The organism is Arthrobacter sp. W4I7 (assembly GCF_030816215.1).
GTDB classification, from domain to species: Bacteria; Actinomycetota; Actinomycetes; order Actinomycetales; family Micrococcaceae; genus Arthrobacter; species Arthrobacter siccitolerans_A.
On sequence record NZ_JAUSXU010000001.1, the window covers coordinates 494263 to 509127 of the forward strand.

General features: G+C 64.5%; 16 protein-coding genes. 9 read left to right on the forward strand and 7 right to left on the reverse strand.

Annotation, left to right across the window (positions count from 1 at the left end; genetic code table 11):
* Position 1 precedes the first annotated feature (1 nt).
* Positions 2-499: an SRPBCC domain-containing protein gene (locus QF047_RS02300; RefSeq protein WP_307273477.1), complete on the forward strand. Its 498-nt coding sequence runs from the start codon at positions 2-4 to the stop codon at positions 497-499.
* A gap of 180 nt (positions 500-679) precedes the next feature.
* Positions 680-1276 (forward strand): DUF1992 domain-containing protein, encoded by a 597-nt coding sequence (locus QF047_RS02305; RefSeq protein ID WP_307273479.1) that lies wholly within the window; start codon positions 680-682, stop codon positions 1274-1276.
* Here QF047_RS02305 and QF047_RS02310 read toward each other — a convergent pair.
* Positions 1273-1878: a GNAT family N-acetyltransferase gene (locus QF047_RS02310; RefSeq protein WP_307273482.1), complete on the reverse strand. Its 606-nt coding sequence runs from the start codon at positions 1876-1878 to the stop codon at positions 1273-1275. The genes QF047_RS02305 and QF047_RS02310 overlap by 4 nt on opposite strands.
* A gap of 107 nt (positions 1879-1985) precedes the next feature.
* Here QF047_RS02310 and QF047_RS02315 point away from each other — a divergent pair, with 107 nt between their 5' ends.
* Entirely contained in the window at positions 1986-3563 is a 1578-nt protein-coding gene (locus QF047_RS02315; RefSeq protein ID WP_307273484.1) for an HNH endonuclease signature motif containing protein, read from the forward strand.
* A 178-nt stretch (positions 3564-3741) separates the two neighbouring features.
* Here the strand turns inward: QF047_RS02315 and QF047_RS02320 are convergent, their stop codons facing one another.
* Positions 3742-5919 (reverse strand): transglycosylase domain-containing protein, encoded by a 2178-nt coding sequence (locus tag QF047_RS02320; RefSeq protein WP_307273485.1) that lies wholly within the window; start codon positions 5917-5919, stop codon positions 3742-3744.
* Between the two features lie 179 nt (positions 5920-6098).
* On the opposite strand from QF047_RS02320, the gene QF047_RS02325 reads away from it, so the two are divergent.
* Complete coding sequence (locus tag QF047_RS02325; RefSeq protein WP_306635790.1) at positions 6099-6737, forward strand: PadR family transcriptional regulator; 639 nt, start codon at positions 6099-6101, stop codon at positions 6735-6737.
* Between the two features lie 6 nt (positions 6738-6743).
* Here the strand turns inward: QF047_RS02325 and QF047_RS02330 are convergent, their stop codons facing one another.
* From QF047_RS02330 to QF047_RS02340, 3 genes are all read right to left on the reverse strand, one after another.
* The gene (locus tag QF047_RS02330; protein WP_306635789.1) at positions 6744-8096 is read right to left on the reverse strand and encodes an ammonium transporter; all 1353 of its coding nucleotides are present in this window, start codon (positions 8094-8096) and stop codon (positions 6744-6746) included.
* A gap of 373 nt (positions 8097-8469) precedes the next feature.
* Positions 8470-9264, reverse strand: coding sequence for a carbon-nitrogen hydrolase family protein (locus QF047_RS02335; protein ID WP_307273491.1), 795 nt, complete (start codon positions 9262-9264; stop codon positions 8470-8472).
* Positions 9265-9338: 74 nt separating this feature from the next.
* Complete coding sequence (locus QF047_RS02340; protein WP_306635785.1) at positions 9339-9575, reverse strand: DUF2630 family protein; 237 nt, start codon at positions 9573-9575, stop codon at positions 9339-9341.
* A 55-nt stretch (positions 9576-9630) separates the two neighbouring features.
* Here QF047_RS02340 and QF047_RS02345 point away from each other — a divergent pair, with 55 nt between their 5' ends.
* Positions 9631-10029, forward strand: coding sequence for a hypothetical protein (locus QF047_RS02345; protein WP_307273495.1), 399 nt, complete (start codon positions 9631-9633; stop codon positions 10027-10029).
* Positions 10030-10046: 17 nt separating this feature from the next.
* Here the strand turns inward: QF047_RS02345 and QF047_RS02350 are convergent, their stop codons facing one another.
* Both QF047_RS02350 and QF047_RS02355 read right to left on the reverse strand, forming a co-directional pair.
* The gene (locus QF047_RS02350) at positions 10047-10382 is read right to left on the reverse strand and encodes a DUF202 domain-containing protein (RefSeq protein ID WP_306635783.1); all 336 of its coding nucleotides are present in this window, start codon (positions 10380-10382) and stop codon (positions 10047-10049) included.
* A 4-nt stretch (positions 10383-10386) separates the two neighbouring features.
* The gene (locus QF047_RS02355; RefSeq protein WP_307273499.1) at positions 10387-10791 is read right to left on the reverse strand and encodes a YidH family protein; all 405 of its coding nucleotides are present in this window, start codon (positions 10789-10791) and stop codon (positions 10387-10389) included.
* A 73-nt stretch (positions 10792-10864) separates the two neighbouring features.
* Between QF047_RS02355 and QF047_RS02360 the strand changes: the two genes are divergently transcribed.
* The 4 genes from QF047_RS02360 to QF047_RS02375 all read left to right on the forward strand — a co-directional run bounded on the left by QF047_RS02360 (position 10865) and on the right by QF047_RS02375 (position 14846).
* Positions 10865-11899 (forward strand): LLM class flavin-dependent oxidoreductase, encoded by a 1035-nt coding sequence (locus tag QF047_RS02360; RefSeq protein WP_307273502.1) that lies wholly within the window; start codon positions 10865-10867, stop codon positions 11897-11899.
* A 233-nt stretch (positions 11900-12132) separates the two neighbouring features.
* On the forward strand, positions 12133-13230 hold the full coding sequence (locus QF047_RS02365) for a ferredoxin reductase (RefSeq protein ID WP_307273505.1): 1098 nt from the start codon (positions 12133-12135) through the stop codon (positions 13228-13230).
* Positions 13231-13242: 12 nt separating this feature from the next.
* On the forward strand, positions 13243-14427 hold the full coding sequence (locus QF047_RS02370) for an acyl-CoA desaturase (RefSeq protein ID WP_307273508.1): 1185 nt from the start codon (positions 13243-13245) through the stop codon (positions 14425-14427).
* 221 nt (positions 14428-14648) lie between these two features.
* Positions 14649-14846: a hypothetical protein gene (locus QF047_RS02375; RefSeq protein ID WP_306635775.1), complete on the forward strand. Its 198-nt coding sequence runs from the start codon at positions 14649-14651 to the stop codon at positions 14844-14846.
* The last annotated feature ends 19 nt before the right edge of the window (positions 14847-14865 follow it).

Genomic DNA, 14865 nt, shown 5'->3' on the forward strand with positions numbered 1-14865 from the left:
AATGTCGGTTATCAGTTCCACCAAGAACCTTGAGGCGCTCAGCTTCATTCTCGTTGCGGAGTTCGACGCTGGAGTCGAACGCGTCTGGCAGCTCTGGGAAGACCCACGCCAGCTGGAGCGCTGGTGGGGTCCGCCCACCTGGCCGGCCACCTTTGAACAGTTCGATTTCGAGTCCGGCGGAAAAGCCGGCTACTACATGACCGGGCCCGAGGGTGAAAAGGCCGGCGGCTGGTGGCGCTTCACTGCCATCGAGGCTCCCGGCAAGCTGGAGTTCGACGACGGTTTCGCGGACGAAAACGGGGCTCCGGTCGAGTCCATGGGCACCACCCACGCCACGGTCACCCTTGAGGACACCGGCGGGCGGACCCGGATGACCATCGTTTCCACCTTCGAATCCGAAGAACAGATGGAGCAGATGGTCCAGATGGGCATGGAGGAAGGCATGCGGGAGGCCGTCGGCCAGATCGACGCCATCCTCGCCGAGCACGCCAACGCCTGACCTTCACGGCATCCAAGGAAAGCGTACGACGGCGGCACCTCCCGCCGTCGTACGCTTTCCTTCGCCCCCGGCCGGGAGGTCCAGGACCGCCTGGAATGCGTGCTGGCGGGAGGGCGTTGAACCGGACGAAAAGCTTCTGAATACTGGAAGGAAGCAACATTTCGAGGGGTGGTGGCGGCGATGAGCGGCGGTGCGGAGGATTTCCGGAAGCGACTGGAGCGTGCCGCCGAGGTCCGGTCCTACCGCGGAGCCGGCATCAGTTCCGAGGAGGAAGCCGCGCTCGACGCCCTTGACGCGCAGGAGCGTGAAAAGCGCCGAAAGGTCAGCGACGCCGCACGGGCGGAATACCTGGTCCGGGATGCGATGGCGCACGGAAAGTTCGACAACCTCAAATATGCGGGCAAGCCGATCCCGGGCCTGGGGGAGTCATACGACCCCGACTGGTGGGTCAAAGGCCTCATCCAGCGGGAAAACATCAGTGGCCTCGGACCGGCCGCCCTCCTGCTGCGCACCGAGGATGCCGAACTGGACGCCAAACTGGATGCGCAGTACACCGAGCAACAGGTGAGGGACATGCTGCAGGACTTCAACCGCCGTGTCATCGACGCCCGGCGCCAGCTCCAGGGCGGCCCGCCGGTGATCACCAAGACCCGGGACGTGGACGAAGAGGTGGACCGGTGGCGTCAGCGCCGTGCCGCCCGGGCCCAGGAGCTTCCGCCGCCGGAACCGGAACCGCCGCGCTCGTGGTGGCAGCGTCTGTGGAAGGGGCCGGGCTAGGGTGATGTGACTTCGAAGAGCTCGCAGGTTGCGTTGTGGTACCTGTTGGTTTGTCCCCGGTGGGTCATTCCGATGCGCAGGCAGACCCTCTGTGATGCAGTATTGGCCGGGGCCGTGACCGCCAGGATCCTGTCCAGCCCGTTGTCGAACGCGTGGGCGAGGACCGCGCTGGCTGCTTCCGACGCGTAACCGTGCCCCCAGTGATCGGGGTGGAAGTGCCAACCAATCTCGGTCTCACCCGAGGGCTGCAGCGGAAGCGTTTCGCCCGACGCCGGGATGGACTTGAGGAGCAGGGTGCCGGCCAGGGGCGGACTGTTCTGGGGCTGGGCTGGGTCTTTCAGCTGGGCTGGCTCCTGCAGAAGGGCCGGGTCCTGCAGAGGGGCTGGCTCTTTCAGCTGAACGGCCCAGACGCCGTGGAAGGGGTTGCCCATGGATCGCCACGTAAGGATCCGTTCCTCAGCTTGAGCACGTTTCCTCATCACGCGTGGTTGGTTGCCGATAAAGCGCTGCACCTCCCAGCGGGAGTAGAGATCCAGCACGAAGTCGGCGTCCTCCGGCTCCCATGGGCGGAGGATCAGCCGCTTGGTTTCGAGGCTTTCCACCCCGCCATCCTGCCACTCTGCCCGGGCGCCCGTGAAGGATATCCGCGTTATCCACATAGCCAGGTTGGTAGCGGGGTTTTGTCTGACCCTGCTGGAAGACTTTGTTTATGGAAGCGGATCAGTTATCGATAGGGGCGGTCCCGGTGGGGAACCGTGCTGTCCCTTCCGTCCCTGACGTCCTTGCATCGCTGGCTTCCATTCCTGTGGCTGCTGACCGGCAAAGAATGATTGACCAGATGCGGGAGTTGGAGGACGTGAAGTCTGCGGTAGCTGCGAAGCAGGCCCGGATCGCCGTGGCCTACGACCTCGCAACACGTCAGGAGCAGGCCGCAGCCGGTGTGCCCGCCGATGAGCTTGGTGCCGGGGTGGGCGCGGAAATCGCTCTCGCCCGGCGGGAGTCGCCGTCACGGGGCGGCAGGCTGCTGGGTTTGGGGAAAGCCCTGGTCACCGAGATGCCCCACGCGCTGGCAGCGCTCGAATCGGGCCAGTTGAACGAGTGGCGGGCCACCTTGGTGGTGAAGGAAACTGCCTGCCTGTCCATCGAGGACCGGTGCGCAGTGGACGAGGAGATCGCAGCCGATACCGGGACCTTGACCGGAGCCGGAGACCGCGCCGTTGTCGCGTGCGTCCGAACGGCAGCGTACCGGCGGGACCCCCAGTCGGTCGCGAAACGGGCTTCCCATGCCGTGGCGGAACGTACCGTCACCCTCCGTCCGGCACCTGACACGATGACCCGCCTGACGGCACTGCTCCCGGTAGCCCAGGGTGTGGCCGCCTACGCAGCACTCACGCGCCACGCCGACACCCAGAAATCTTCCGGTGATGAGCGTTCCAAGGGAGCGATCATGGCCGATCAGCTCGTGGAGTGCATCACCGGCACCCCGGGTGGTTACACCGGCATCGACCTCCAGCTCGTCCTGACCGACCGCACCCTCTTCCAAGGCGACAGCGAACCCGCCTGCCTCACCGGCTACGGCATCGTTCCAGGCGAATGGGCCAGGAAAGCCGTCCTGGGTAAGCTCATGGCTGGCCCAAGATCCACCGGCTTTGTGGCGGCTCGTCCAGCACCAGCGGGCCCGGGATCAGATGATTCAGCAAACAACGGCACGCGGGCCGTTGGTTTTGGCGCCCCGGGAACCGCGCCCCCAGCAGGAACCGTGGAAAGCAACGAACTCAAAGTCTGGCTGCGCCGGCTCTACACCGCACCAACCAGCGGTGAACTCGTCGCGATGGACTCCAAGGCCCGGCTCTTCCCGCCAGGGCTCCGCCGGTTTATTCAGGCCCGGGATGACACCTGCCGCACCCCCTACTGCGACGCACCCATCCGCCACCTGGACCACGTCATCCCCTGGCATAACGACGGGCCGACCACCAGTGCCAACGGCCAAGGCCTCTGCGAAGCCTGCAACCACACCAAAGAAATACCAGGCTGGGGCGCCACAACTGTTTCCGGGCCAGGGCAACGGCATGCCGTCGAAACACGAACAACCACCGGCCACACTTATAGGGCAAGCGCGCCGCCGCTCCCCGGTAGCGCCTTCATAACGGCAGTACGTCCCACTGCTCAAGGGATGCCCTCTGATCGGGTGAGGCCATCCGTCCAGGTGAAGTCCCCAGTTCAGGTGAGGCCACCCGTTCAGGGGAAAGCCCTCAGTTCAGGTGAAGCCGCCGGTTCAGGTGCTTGAGTTCAGGTGAAGCCGCCGGTTCAGGTGCTTGAACGAGCCGTGAACACCCACTCCATCCCTGAAAAGCGGGTTGCAGCCCATAGTCCCTGACCTGTGGCTTCCCCTTGGCTGACTGCCCCCTGCCTTATTGCCCCTTGCCTGGTTCCCCTTGGCCTCGGGCGTGGTTCTTCGGGCGTGGTTACCGGGTGGGAGTGGGCGAAGGATTCGAGCCCATCATGGCCGGAGGCGGCGGCGGGAAGGGTGCAGCCGGGTAGAGCGGAGCCACGTTAACCATGTAGTTGGCCCACTGCGGCCCGGCAATCATGAAGCCGTCAAGGCGTGGGTAGAAGGTTCCGTTGATGGTGACGTTCTGCCCGGCCCGCTTCTGGCCCTCCAGGGCGTCGCCGAAGAAGGAAGCGGTTGCCAGTCCGGAGGTGTAACCGACCACCCACGTGGACCCGTTGTTGTTCGATGTTCCGGTCTTGGCTGCCGTAGGAACCTTATCGTGCACCTTCGGGTTGATATAGACCCCCGAGCCCTTCTTCAGCACGTCCTGCAGCACTGAGTTGACCCCGCGTGCCACATCCGGCTTTACTGCGTCCCGGCACTCGGTCGACTGCGCCGGCAGCTTGCCGCCGTTGGCATCGGTAATTTCCAGCAGGGCAATGGGGTTGCAGTAGCGGCCATCGTTGGCGAAAGTGGCAAACCCGTTAGCCATATGGAGGGGAGCAACTCCGGTGGCGCCGAGCAGGTTTCCGAGTTGGTGCATGTTGATGGGAGAGCCGTCCAAACCGCTGTGGAGACCGACTGCATCCACCATCTTCTGGATCCCGCAGAAGTCCAGTTGGGCAGCCGAGGCAAAAGTGGCTGTGTTGATGGAGTTGTAGACGCCGTAGTTGACGGGCATTGGCCGGTAGAAGCCTTCTTCTGCGTTTTGCAGGTCATCGGCCGCGCCCAGTTGAGGATTGTTCTGCGCGGTGCTGTAGGCGCCCAAGACCTTTCCGCAGCTGTCGCGCCACGGGAAGCCCAGGGGATAGACCCGGCGGGAGGCGTCCACCTGGGCAGTGATGGTTTTGCCCTCGTTCAACCACTCAGCGAACGTGAACGGCTTCATGGTGGACCCTGTCTGGAACCCGCCGGCACCGTTCAGGTCGTTGCCTTGCGGGTCCTTCGCATCCACATTGAAATTCAATTGGGTATCGAACTTCCCCGGCTCCGGCAGGAAGACTGTGTTTTGGGCCATCGCCAGGATCTTGCCCGTGCCGGGCTGGATGGTTGTGAGGGCCGCACCCCAGCGGTCTGGGTTGGGCCCCGCCGTTCCATCCACCTGCGCCTGGGCCGCGGCCTGAAGCCTGCTGTCCAGGGTGGTGATGATGGTGAGGCCGCCCCGGTAGAGCTTCCGCTCGCGTTCGCTCTGGTTGGGACCAAACGCCGGGTTGTTCAGGATGAGATGCGAGATGTAGTCGCAGAAATACGGCGCCATCGAGGCGTTGGCACAGCCCTGCCGCTCCGGGCTGAGCTTCAGTTCGATAGGCGCGGCAGCGGCCTCATCATGCTCTTTCTGGTTGATCTTCTTCAGACGGAGCATCTCGTCGAGCACCTGGTTGCGGCGGGTTAGCGAGTTCTCCGGGTTAATTGCGGGGTTGTAGAAGGTGGGGCTGTTCACAAGCCCGGCCAGGAGGGCAGACTGCGGAAGGTTCAGGTCCTTGGCAGAGGTACTGAAGAAGTACCGGGCTGCAGCTTCCACGCCGTACGCGTCACTGTTGAAGAAGACGATGTTCAGGTAGCCCTCAAGGATCTGGTCCTTGGTGTACTTCTTCTCGAGCGCGACGGCGAGTTTCATCTCCCGCAGTTTGTCGCCGATGTCCTTTTGGCCGCTGAGAATCACCTCATCCGGCCGGTCCTGGGACAGCCGCGCCTCGTTGACTACGTTGGTGACGTATTGCTGGGTGATGGTGGACGCGCCCTGTTGGTCGCCCTTGGTCAGGTTGGCCACTACCGCCCGAAGGATCCCTTGCGGATCAAGGCCTGCGTGTTCGTAAAACCGGCTGTCCTCGATGGCAACAACAGCATCCCGGATGTAAGGCGACATCTGATCCAGGGGGATCCTGACGCGGTTCTCCGCATAGAAGGTGGCGATGGGCTGGCCATCCGAGGTCAGCATCCTGGTGGATTGCGACGGCGGCTGGACTGTGAGTTCCTCCGGCAGGCTGTCGAAAAAGCCGATGGAGGTGCTGACTCCGAACCCCGCCGCTGCTACTGCCGGGACCACCAGGCTGGCCGCCAGCACACCGCACATAACACTCGCCGCGAGGAATCCCAGGATCCTTCCCACGGCGGAACCGGCACGACGCCTGCGCTTCTTTTTCTTCGCCATTTTCCAGCCCTCGACTTTGAGGAATGGCACAAGACTACGTCGGTCCGGACGGACGATCCAGAGGATGGAAGGTCATGATTTGATCAATTCTCCTATTGACTCACCGATAGTTAACGACATATCGTTAACTATCGCCGAAGGACCGGCGACAATCATGAAAATGAAAGGAAGATGCCATCATGAAAGGCATTTCAGAAGAAAATTTCCCCGGCCAGCAGCACGGCGGGGGCCGGTTTGAACGTGGCAGGGGAAGGCGCGGACCGCACGGGCACAGGGGCGGCAGCTTCGGACCCGGCTTCGGTCCCGGATTCGGGCCCGGTTTTGGCGGCGGTCCCGGACCAGGCTTTGGCCCTGGATTCGGGCCCGGTTTTGGCCGCGGCCCACGCAGGGCCAGCAGGGGCGACGTCCGGTCTGCCATCCTCTCGCTCCTGGCCGAAGCGCCCTCCAATGGTTACGGGCTGATCAAGGCAATTGCCGAAAAGACCAACGGGGCCTGGCGCCCAAGTCCCGGATCCATCTATCCCACGTTGCAGCAGTTGGTCGATGAGGAACTCATCACGCCCCTCACCGAAGGCCGCGGGACAGAGTTCTCGCTCACGGACGCCGGAAGGGCGTGGGTGGACGAGCACGCCGAGGAGTTGGAGAACGCCTGGAACACCGGACCGGAGAGTCCGGACCGGGACTTCCACCAGAGCATCGGGAAGCTGATGGCCGCTATCCATCAGTTCCGGAGCGGTGTCACCGAGGAACAGCGGGCTGCTGCCATTGAAAAGCTGGACGAGACCCGCCGCGCGCTCTACAAAATCCTGGCGGACTAGCCGGACTCAGGCGAAGGAGTCTTCCTTGGCGTGCCGCTGTGCAGTGTTTCCGTTGGCCGGAGAACTGGATTCGGCCGGAGCGTGCGAGGCGGCAGCGGCGTGGGGAATGGCGTGGCTCAGGGGACGGAAACCGTTGCCGGTTTCCCCGAAGGCGTACGCGCTCTCGGCGTGCTCGGACAGGTCCACACCCGCGGTCTCTGCCTCGCGGCTGACCCGGAATCCGATGGTCTTGTTGATGGCGCGGCCAATGATCAAGGTGCCGATGCCCGAAAGCAGCAGTGTGATGACCACGGCCGCGGTCTGGGCAATGAGCTGCTGTACGCCGCCACCATAGAAGAGCCCACCGCCCTGGCCGTCCACCGGGAAGGCGATGAAGCCAAGTGCCAAGGTGCCAATAAGGCCGGCGCCCAGGTGCACTCCCACCACGTCCAGGGAGTCGTCCAGGCCAAAGCGGTACTTGAGGTCCACGAAGACGGCGCAGGCCGCTCCAGCCACCAGGCCCAGGCCGATAGCAGCCACCGGGCTGATGTTGGCGCAGGAAGGGGTAATGGCAACCAGGCCGGCCACAACACCGGAGGCTGCGCCAAGGGAGGTGGGGTGCCCATGGCGGATCTTTTCCGCGACCAGCCAGCTGAGCATGGCGGCAGCGGGCGTCACCAGTGTGTTGATCCAGATCAGGCCGGCCTGTTCCGCGGAGGTTGCGGCGCCGCCGTTGAAGCCGAACCAGCCGAACCAGAGGATGGCAGCGCCCAGCATGATGAAGGGGATGTTGTGCGGGCGGTGGTTGGGGTCCTTGGCGAAGCCGTGGCGCTGGCCGACGATCACGGCAAGGACAAGGGCCGCCGTGCCGGAACTGATCTCCACCACTGCGCCGCCGGCGAAGTCGATGACCTGGCCAAAAACAGCGCTGATGGCTCCGCCGCTCATCAGGCCGCCGCCCCAGATCATGTAGGCGAGCGGGCAGTACACCACGGTGATCCAGATGGGCACAAAAACGGCCCAGGCGCTGAACTTGGCGCGGTCGGCAATGGCGCCGCTGATCAGGGCAACGGTGATGATCGCAAACGTGGCGCTGTAGCCGGCCTTGATCAGGTCCGGGGAGCCCATCAGGTTCTGCAGTCCGAAGTTGGCGAAGGGATTGCCGAAGATGCCGAGCACGCCGTCGCCTGTGGTCATGGAGTAGCCCCACAGAACCCAGATGACGCCGACGATCCCGGCGGAGATGAAGCTCATCATGATCATGTTCAGGGCTGCCTTGGCACGGGTCATGCCGCCGTAGAAGAGGCCAAGCCCGGGGGTCATCAGCAGTACCATCGCCGCTGAGATCATCAGCCAGACTTGTTGGGCAGAAATCTCCACCTGAAGGTCCCTTCGCGTTGCGCCTCGAAGCGGGGCGCTCATCCGGCCCTCGCATTTCCCCCGCAGTCCATCTTTCGCGTTCCGTGTTTCGGGAAAGGCGCCTCAAAGTTGCGCTCAGGTTACAGAAATGGCCTGTGTGTGAAGTCTCCGTGTCGGCAATGTTTCGGGTATGTAAACAGCCGCCATCCGCGAGGGAGTGAGCTGCGCGATCAGTGGCGGGAAGCCCTGCTGTACCCCGGCGGGTTGAGGAACCAACGGTGAGATGACGCCGTCGTACCTAAAATCCCGCAGATTACCGGGCCGTGAACGGAAGCTCACCCCCGTCGTCGTTCAGTGTCCAGGGAGAGGCTTTGCGGGACATATCCCTGACGGATCAGAACTGGCGGGCGTTGGCCAGCACTGGAAGCCTGGTGCGTACTTCGTCCACCGCTGAGGGATCAATATCGACGACGGCGAGTTCGGGCTTCCCGCCCAGCGCAACTACCGCTGAACCCAGGGGAGTGATGACGGCGCTGTGGCCGATGCCGGTCGGCGCTGCGCCCGCCGGGCCGGCTCCGACGGTTTCGGGGTCACCTTGGCCGCAGGCCACCACGAAGGAAGTGCTGTCCAGTGCACGGGCCCGCACCAGGAGGTCCCACTGTTCGGCTTTGCCTTCCCCTGCTCCCCATGAGGCGCAGACGATGTTCACCTGTGCCCCCGCACGGGCATTGGCCGTGAACAGGGCAGGGAAGCGAACGTCGTAACAGGTGGCCAGGCCAAACACCGTGCCGTTGACTTCAAAGGTCACCGGGTCAGTTCCCGCGTCCACGGTCCTGGACTCCTGGAACCCGAAAGCGTCGAAGAGGTGCACCTTGTCGTAAGACGTTTCCACACCGGGGCCGGTGACCAGCAGGGTGTTGCGGACCCGGCCGTCCTTCCCGGGCGTGAACATCCCCACCACGATCGCTATGCCCAGTTCGCTGGCGAGGGCGCGGACCTTTTCAGCCCACGGACCGTTCAGCGGTTCCGCGATGTCGCTCAAGGAGTGGCCAAAGGCGCGCATAGCAGCTTCCGGGAAAACCACCAGGGCCGCCCCGGCTGCCTTGGCCTCGGTGGCATATTCCCGGATCAGCTCCAGGTTGGCCTCAAGGTCTGCGCTGCTGATGATCTGGGCGACTGCCAGACGCATGGGTAGCTCCTTCTGTTCGCACTGCTGCACGCTCTGGCAACGATACCGCCAGAGGTGTAGGGAACAGGCAGCGGCTACTGCTTGTAGCCCTCGACTTCATTGACGGGCCGGGCTTCCGCGTCATTGGGGTTTTCTCCGGACTCCGCTTTAGCCCGGCGCTGGCGGAGCAGGTCCCAGCACTGGTCCAGCCGTTCTTCAACCTGCCGGAGCCGGTTCTGGTCCGGCGCCTGGCCGTCTCCGGATCCTTCGCGGAGGGTGTGTTCCTCCTCCACCAGGGCCTGGATGCGGGCCAAAAGATCTTCGTCGTTCATGTTTACCCCTTCCGCAGGAACGTTTCCCTCAGCGTACGCCTGTACCATCAAATTCATGCCCACCGTGCTTGATATGGCAGGTCCAATCCTGGAAATGCTCACCTGGTTGTGCCTGCCCGTCGGGCTGGGCCTTCTCTTCTATACAGGCTTCCTGCGCCGCTTTGTCCACCCATGGGATGTAGCCGAAGCCGTGGTCTATTCGGACAACACCGGGGTCGGATTCCGGTGGTTCGACCGCAAATACCAGGTGCACCACGCGCCGATGTCGCCGCACGACATCAAGGACATGGCCGTGGGGGATACCCTCCCCATCTACTACCACCCCAAGCGGCCTACGCAGTGGCAAACGGCGGTGCCGGAAGAACCGGGCAGAACCGCTGCTGTGCTGGGACGTTGCCTGACCGCGATCGGTGCCGTGGCGCTGCTCGCAGGTTTCGTCCTGCCGATGTTTTAGGGTTTTGGCCGCGGGCACTAGCCCGTGAGGACCACCGCGATGCCCAGGCCGCCCAGCGCAACGCCCGCAAAAGCCGTCCAAAGCACGGCGGTGATGTCGGCGTCGACCTTTTCCCTCAAAAGGCCGCGGGAGCTGGCCCTGTACCGGCGCCGCTGCGTCACGTAAATGGCCAGCGCAGCGGCAGCCGACACGGCGAACAGCAAAAGGATCGGGAGGCCGTGCCGGGGGAGCCAGCGCAGGAAGATGGCGCTGACCGTCACCAGTGCCAGAACGGTCCTGCCCCAGGCGAGGGTGGTCCGCTCCGGTTGCAGCCCGGGGTCGCCGTGGCTGCCGGCAGGGCGGAAAGCGGCCACAGGTTCAGCGCCAGAGGATAAAGATGAGTAAGACGGCAGCCGCCAGCGCACCTGCCCCCGCCAGTAGCGGGACTATGAGCGGCAGCGGCAGCGGGGCTTTGTTGCGCATACTGCGTTCCACCCGCAGCCACCGCAAAGCAGAGCCTGCGCTCAGCAGCATTCCCATGAGGAGCAGCAGCACCGCCAGGCCCTTCCGGACAGGCTCCAGGAACAGGTCTGACGTGAACGCCTCGATGGCGATGCCGCCGGCCAGCAGCGCAAGGGACGTCCGGATCCACGCCAGGAACGTGCGCTCGTTGGCGAGGGTGAAGCGCGGGTCCGGTTCCTCGCCTCCGGGCAGGAGCCGCACAGCGATCTTCCCCCGCGACGGCGTGGTGGCGGCATGGGCGCGCGGCTCGCTGTTGGTCACCGTGCCAGTCTAGCCACGGGTCAGCCAGCCATGCCGCGGGAATTCCCCGGGTGCCAGGGCAGTTAGGGGAGGTATGCAGCGCATCGGATTCCTTTCATTCGGCCACTGGGGCCCAGGCCACGGCTCACAAACGCGGACGGCCGCGGAAGCCCTGCTCCAAGCCATTGACCTTGCGGTCGCCGCCGAAGAGTTGGGGGTGGACGGAGCGTTCTTCCGGGTCCACCACTTCGCCCGGCAGCAAGCCTCGCCGTTCCCGCTCCTGTCTGCCATTGCCGCCCGGACCAGCCGGATCGAAATCGGCACCGGCGTGATCGACATGCGGTACGAAAATCCCCTGTACATGGCGGAGGAAGCGGCAGCAGCAGACCTCATCAGCGGCGGCAGGCTTCAACTCGGCATCAGCCGCGGCTCACCCGAACCGGCGCGGCAAGGTGCGGCGGCCTTCGGCTACCGGCCCGAGCCGGGGGAGTCCGACGCCGACATGGCCCGCAGGCACACCGCACTTTTCCGGAAAGCCATCGCGGGTGCAGGAGTGGCCGAAGCGGACCCCCGCTACGCCGGCGGTGCCACCGGGTTGCTCCCCGTCCAGCCGCAGTCGCCGGGACTGGCCGAACGCATCTGGTGGGGAGCCGGCAGCCGGAAGACGGCCGTCTGGGCAGCCGAAATGGGGATGAACCTGATGAGCTCCACCCTCCTGACCGAGGACACCGGCGTTCCCTTCCACGAACTCCAGGCAGAGCAGATCCAGCTCTTCAGGGATGCCTGGGCAGCAGCAGGCCACCGCCACGCACCCCGGGTTTCGGTCAGCCGCAGCATCCTTCCCATCGTTGACGCGGAGGACAGCCGCTACTTTGCCGGCAGTGCACTGCGGGACGGCCGCGACCAGGTGGGCATCATCGACGGACTGACCGCACGGTTCGGGAAAAGCTACGTGGGCGCTCCGGACGCCCTGGCCGAAGAGCTCGCTGCCGATACCGCGGTCCAGGCCGCGGACACCCTGCTGCTCACGGTCCCCAACCAGCTCGGCGTCGAATTCAACGCCAAGCTGCTGGGCACCGTGGCCCGCTACGTCGCCCCCGCCCTCGGCTGGAAGGCGGCCCGGACCTGACCCGGTAAAGCCCAGGCAGCAACGCCGCCGTCATTCCCTCAGTACTTGTCCGCGTACCCGTTTCGATGCGTATGATAAGCATGCTTACTGAAGTTGGGAACCTTCTGCACATCGCAGCCGTTACTCTTAGAGTGCGGCTTTGGGGGCTTAGCGCCCCCCTTACAGCGTGACTGCGGAACGGTCATATGACGGAGAGAGAGAAATATGGCCCGCGCCGTTTTAGGCTTTAACGCATGATCCGGCTACGTCAGCTGGCCCAGGCGGCCTCTGTGCTTACTACTCCTTTGGCGCCCGAGGACATCCTGGCGCTGTTCAACCCGGTGTACTCTGCGCGGCAACTTCGCGGCGTCGTCACCCGGGTGGTCCAGGAGACGGCGCAGTCCGCCACTATCTTCTTCCGGCCCGGCCGCGGCTGGCACTCCCACCTTGCCGGCCAGTGGGCGCGCATCGGCGTCGAACTCGACGGCGTCCGCCACTGGCGGTCCTACTCGCTCAGCGCCCCCGCCGGCAAGGATCCGGCCATCACGGTCACCGACGTCGGTGCCGTCTCCGGTACTTTGGTGCGCACCACCAAGCCAGGTGACGTCCTGTTCCTGGCCCCGCCGCAGGGCGACTTTGTGCTCCCTGAGCACCCCCGCCCCCTGCTGATGGTCACGGCGGGCAGCGGCATTACTCCGGTCATGTCCATGATCCGCACCCTTGTTCCTCGGCGTCCGGATGCCGACGTCGTCCTGGTCCACTCCGCCCGCACGCCCGGCGACAGCCTCTTCCGCGAGGAACTGGCCGAACTCGCGGACCAGTTCCCCAACTTCCGCCTTGCCCACTGGTTTACCGGCGAGCAGGGCCGGATGGATTTGACCAACACGGACCAGCTGGACGAAATCTGCCCGGACTGGAAGGAACGCGCGGCCTACGCTTGCGGCCCCGACAGCTTCCTCGACGACGCCGAGGCGCTGTGGAAGCGCGCCGCGCTCACAACAGCGGGGTCCGGCACGGATGTTGCGTTGGCCGGCGCCCCCGGAAACCTCATGATCGAACGCTTCAACACCACCTTCGAAGGCGGCGTCGGGCACGACGGCGGACTGGTCACCTTTGAAGCGTCCGACCGGGAGGTGGAAGCCGACGGCGACACACCTATCCTGGACGTGGGCGAGGACGCCGGCGTGCTGATGCCCAGCGGCTGCCGGATGGGCATCTGCCACAGCTGCCTCACGCCCCTGCTGTCCGGGCAGGTCCGCGACCTCCGAACCGGGGAAGTCCACGGCGAACCCGGCCAACTGATCCAAACGTGTGTCTCGGCAGCCGCCGGACCCGTCAACCTCGAAATCTGAGGAGCACCAGGTATGTCTGTAATAACACCCAGCAAGGCCACCCCTGCCGAAAGCAGTTCCACTGGAAGCTCAAGGACGCGCCCCGGGAAGCTTGCGGAATCCGGCAGTCCCACTGTGCGTCCCCCGGCGGCCGCCCACCTCACTGACGAGCAGGTGGCCGAGCTCGGACGCGAACTCGACGCGATCCGGGACGAGGTCCTGGCCAAGCGCGGCGCGGAAGACGCCGCTTACATCCGCCGGATGATCAAGATCCAGCGCGGCCTTGAGATCTCCGGCCGTGCAGCACTCCTGGTCAGCAAGAACAAGGCTGCCTGGGTTACGGGCACCACCTTGCTGAGCCTGGCCAAGATCCTCGAAAACATGGAGCTGGGCCACAACATCCTGCATGGCCAGTGGGACTGGATGCGGGACCCGGACATCCACTCCACCACCTGGGAGTGGGACTTCGTCACCCCGGCGCGCTCCTGGCAGCACACGCACAACGACCTGCACCACCGCTGGACCAACGTGGTGGGCAAGGACAACGACGTCGGATACAACCTCCTGCGCATGGACGAACAACAGCCTTGGAAGCCCATCAACCTGGCCAACCCGTTGTTCAACGCCATCCTGGCACCGGTCTTCGAGTGGGGCATCGCCATCTACGACCTTGAGCTCACGGAGTACAAGGAAGGCACCAAGTCCAAGGAAGCTCTGCTCAAGGACCTCAAGGCCCTGGGCAAGAAGGTTGTCACGCAGTTCACGAAGGACTACGCCGCCACCCCGGCCGTTGCCATGCTCACGGGTTCCGGCAAGCAGGCGCTCTACGGCACCCTCACCGCCAACGCAGTCCGCAACGTCTGGGCCCACGCCGTCATCTTCTGCGGCCACTTCCCGGAAGGCACCGACACCTTCACCGAGGAAATGGTTGAGGGGGAGACCCGCGGTGACTGGTACGTCCGCCAGATGATTGGCTCAGCCAACATTTCTGGCTCGAAGTTCATGCACATCATGACCGGCAACCTGTCGCACCAGATTGAGCACCACCTGTTCCCGGACCTGCCCTCCAGCCGGTATCCCGAGGTTGCTCCGAGGGTCCGCGAAATCTGTCAGCGCTACGGCCTGAAGTACACCACCGGTCCGCTGCTGAAGCAGGTGGGCTCCTCCTGGGCCAAGGTCTTCAAGCTGGCCCTTCCGGGCAAGACTGCCAAGGCCTGATCACAGCCCTCATAGAAGCACTGACTGCACCTCCGGTGCCGGGAACCACCCCCGGGGCCGGAGGTGCATTTTTTGTTCCCCCACGACGGACGCTCCATCAGCTCCCGCACGTTTTCCCGGGATGCTCCATCAGCTCCCGCACGTTTTCCCCGGCGCTCTCTCACTTTTCGCATGGACGCCGCATAATTGATCCCACAGCCGCCGCGGCCTATGGAGGAATCATGCGGATTCTCGGAGTACTTATCGTCATCTGGCTGATCATCGGCGGCGTGGCCGCCTGGCAGCGCGGCTACTTCGGTTCAGCGCCGGGAAATTGTGCCCAGGCGGGCACCATAGCAATCACTATTGCCGCAGGCCCGCTGAACTACATGGGCGCCAACCCTCAAATATCCTGCGAGCTGCCGCAACCTTCCCGGTAGCCCAGGGCACGGCGGACCA

Excerpts from the sequence above, each read along its gene's own strand:
- QF047_RS02335 (WP_307273491.1), bottom strand. The coding sequence starts at position 9,264 with ATGCGTCTGGCAGTCGCCCAGATCATCAGCAGCGCAGACCTTGAGGCC.
- QF047_RS02375 (WP_306635775.1), top strand. The coding sequence starts at position 14,649 with ATGCGGATTCTCGGAGTACTTATCGTCATCTGGCTGATCATCGGCGGC.
- QF047_RS02340 (WP_306635785.1), bottom strand. The coding sequence starts at position 9,575 with ATGAACGACGAAGATCTTTTGGCCCGCATCCAGGCCCTGGTGGAGGAG.
- QF047_RS02360 (WP_307273502.1), top strand. The coding sequence starts at position 10,865 with ATGCAGCGCATCGGATTCCTTTCATTCGGCCACTGGGGCCCAGGCCAC.
- QF047_RS02315 (WP_307273484.1), top strand. The coding sequence starts at position 1,986 with ATGGAAGCGGATCAGTTATCGATAGGGGCGGTCCCGGTGGGGAACCGT.
- QF047_RS02325 (WP_306635790.1), top strand. The coding sequence starts at position 6,099 with ATGAAAGGCATTTCAGAAGAAAATTTCCCCGGCCAGCAGCACGGCGGG.
- QF047_RS02305 (WP_307273479.1), top strand. The coding sequence starts at position 680 with ATGAGCGGCGGTGCGGAGGATTTCCGGAAGCGACTGGAGCGTGCCGCC.
- QF047_RS02345 (WP_307273495.1), top strand. The coding sequence starts at position 9,631 with ATGCCCACCGTGCTTGATATGGCAGGTCCAATCCTGGAAATGCTCACC.
- QF047_RS02365 (WP_307273505.1), top strand. The coding sequence starts at position 12,133 with ATGATCCGGCTACGTCAGCTGGCCCAGGCGGCCTCTGTGCTTACTACT.
- QF047_RS02320 (WP_307273485.1), bottom strand. The coding sequence starts at position 5,919 with ATGGCGAAGAAAAAGAAGCGCAGGCGTCGTGCCGGTTCCGCCGTGGGA.
- QF047_RS02370 (WP_307273508.1), top strand. The coding sequence starts at position 13,243 with ATGTCTGTAATAACACCCAGCAAGGCCACCCCTGCCGAAAGCAGTTCC.
- QF047_RS02300 (WP_307273477.1), top strand. The coding sequence starts at position 2 with ATGTCGGTTATCAGTTCCACCAAGAACCTTGAGGCGCTCAGCTTCATT.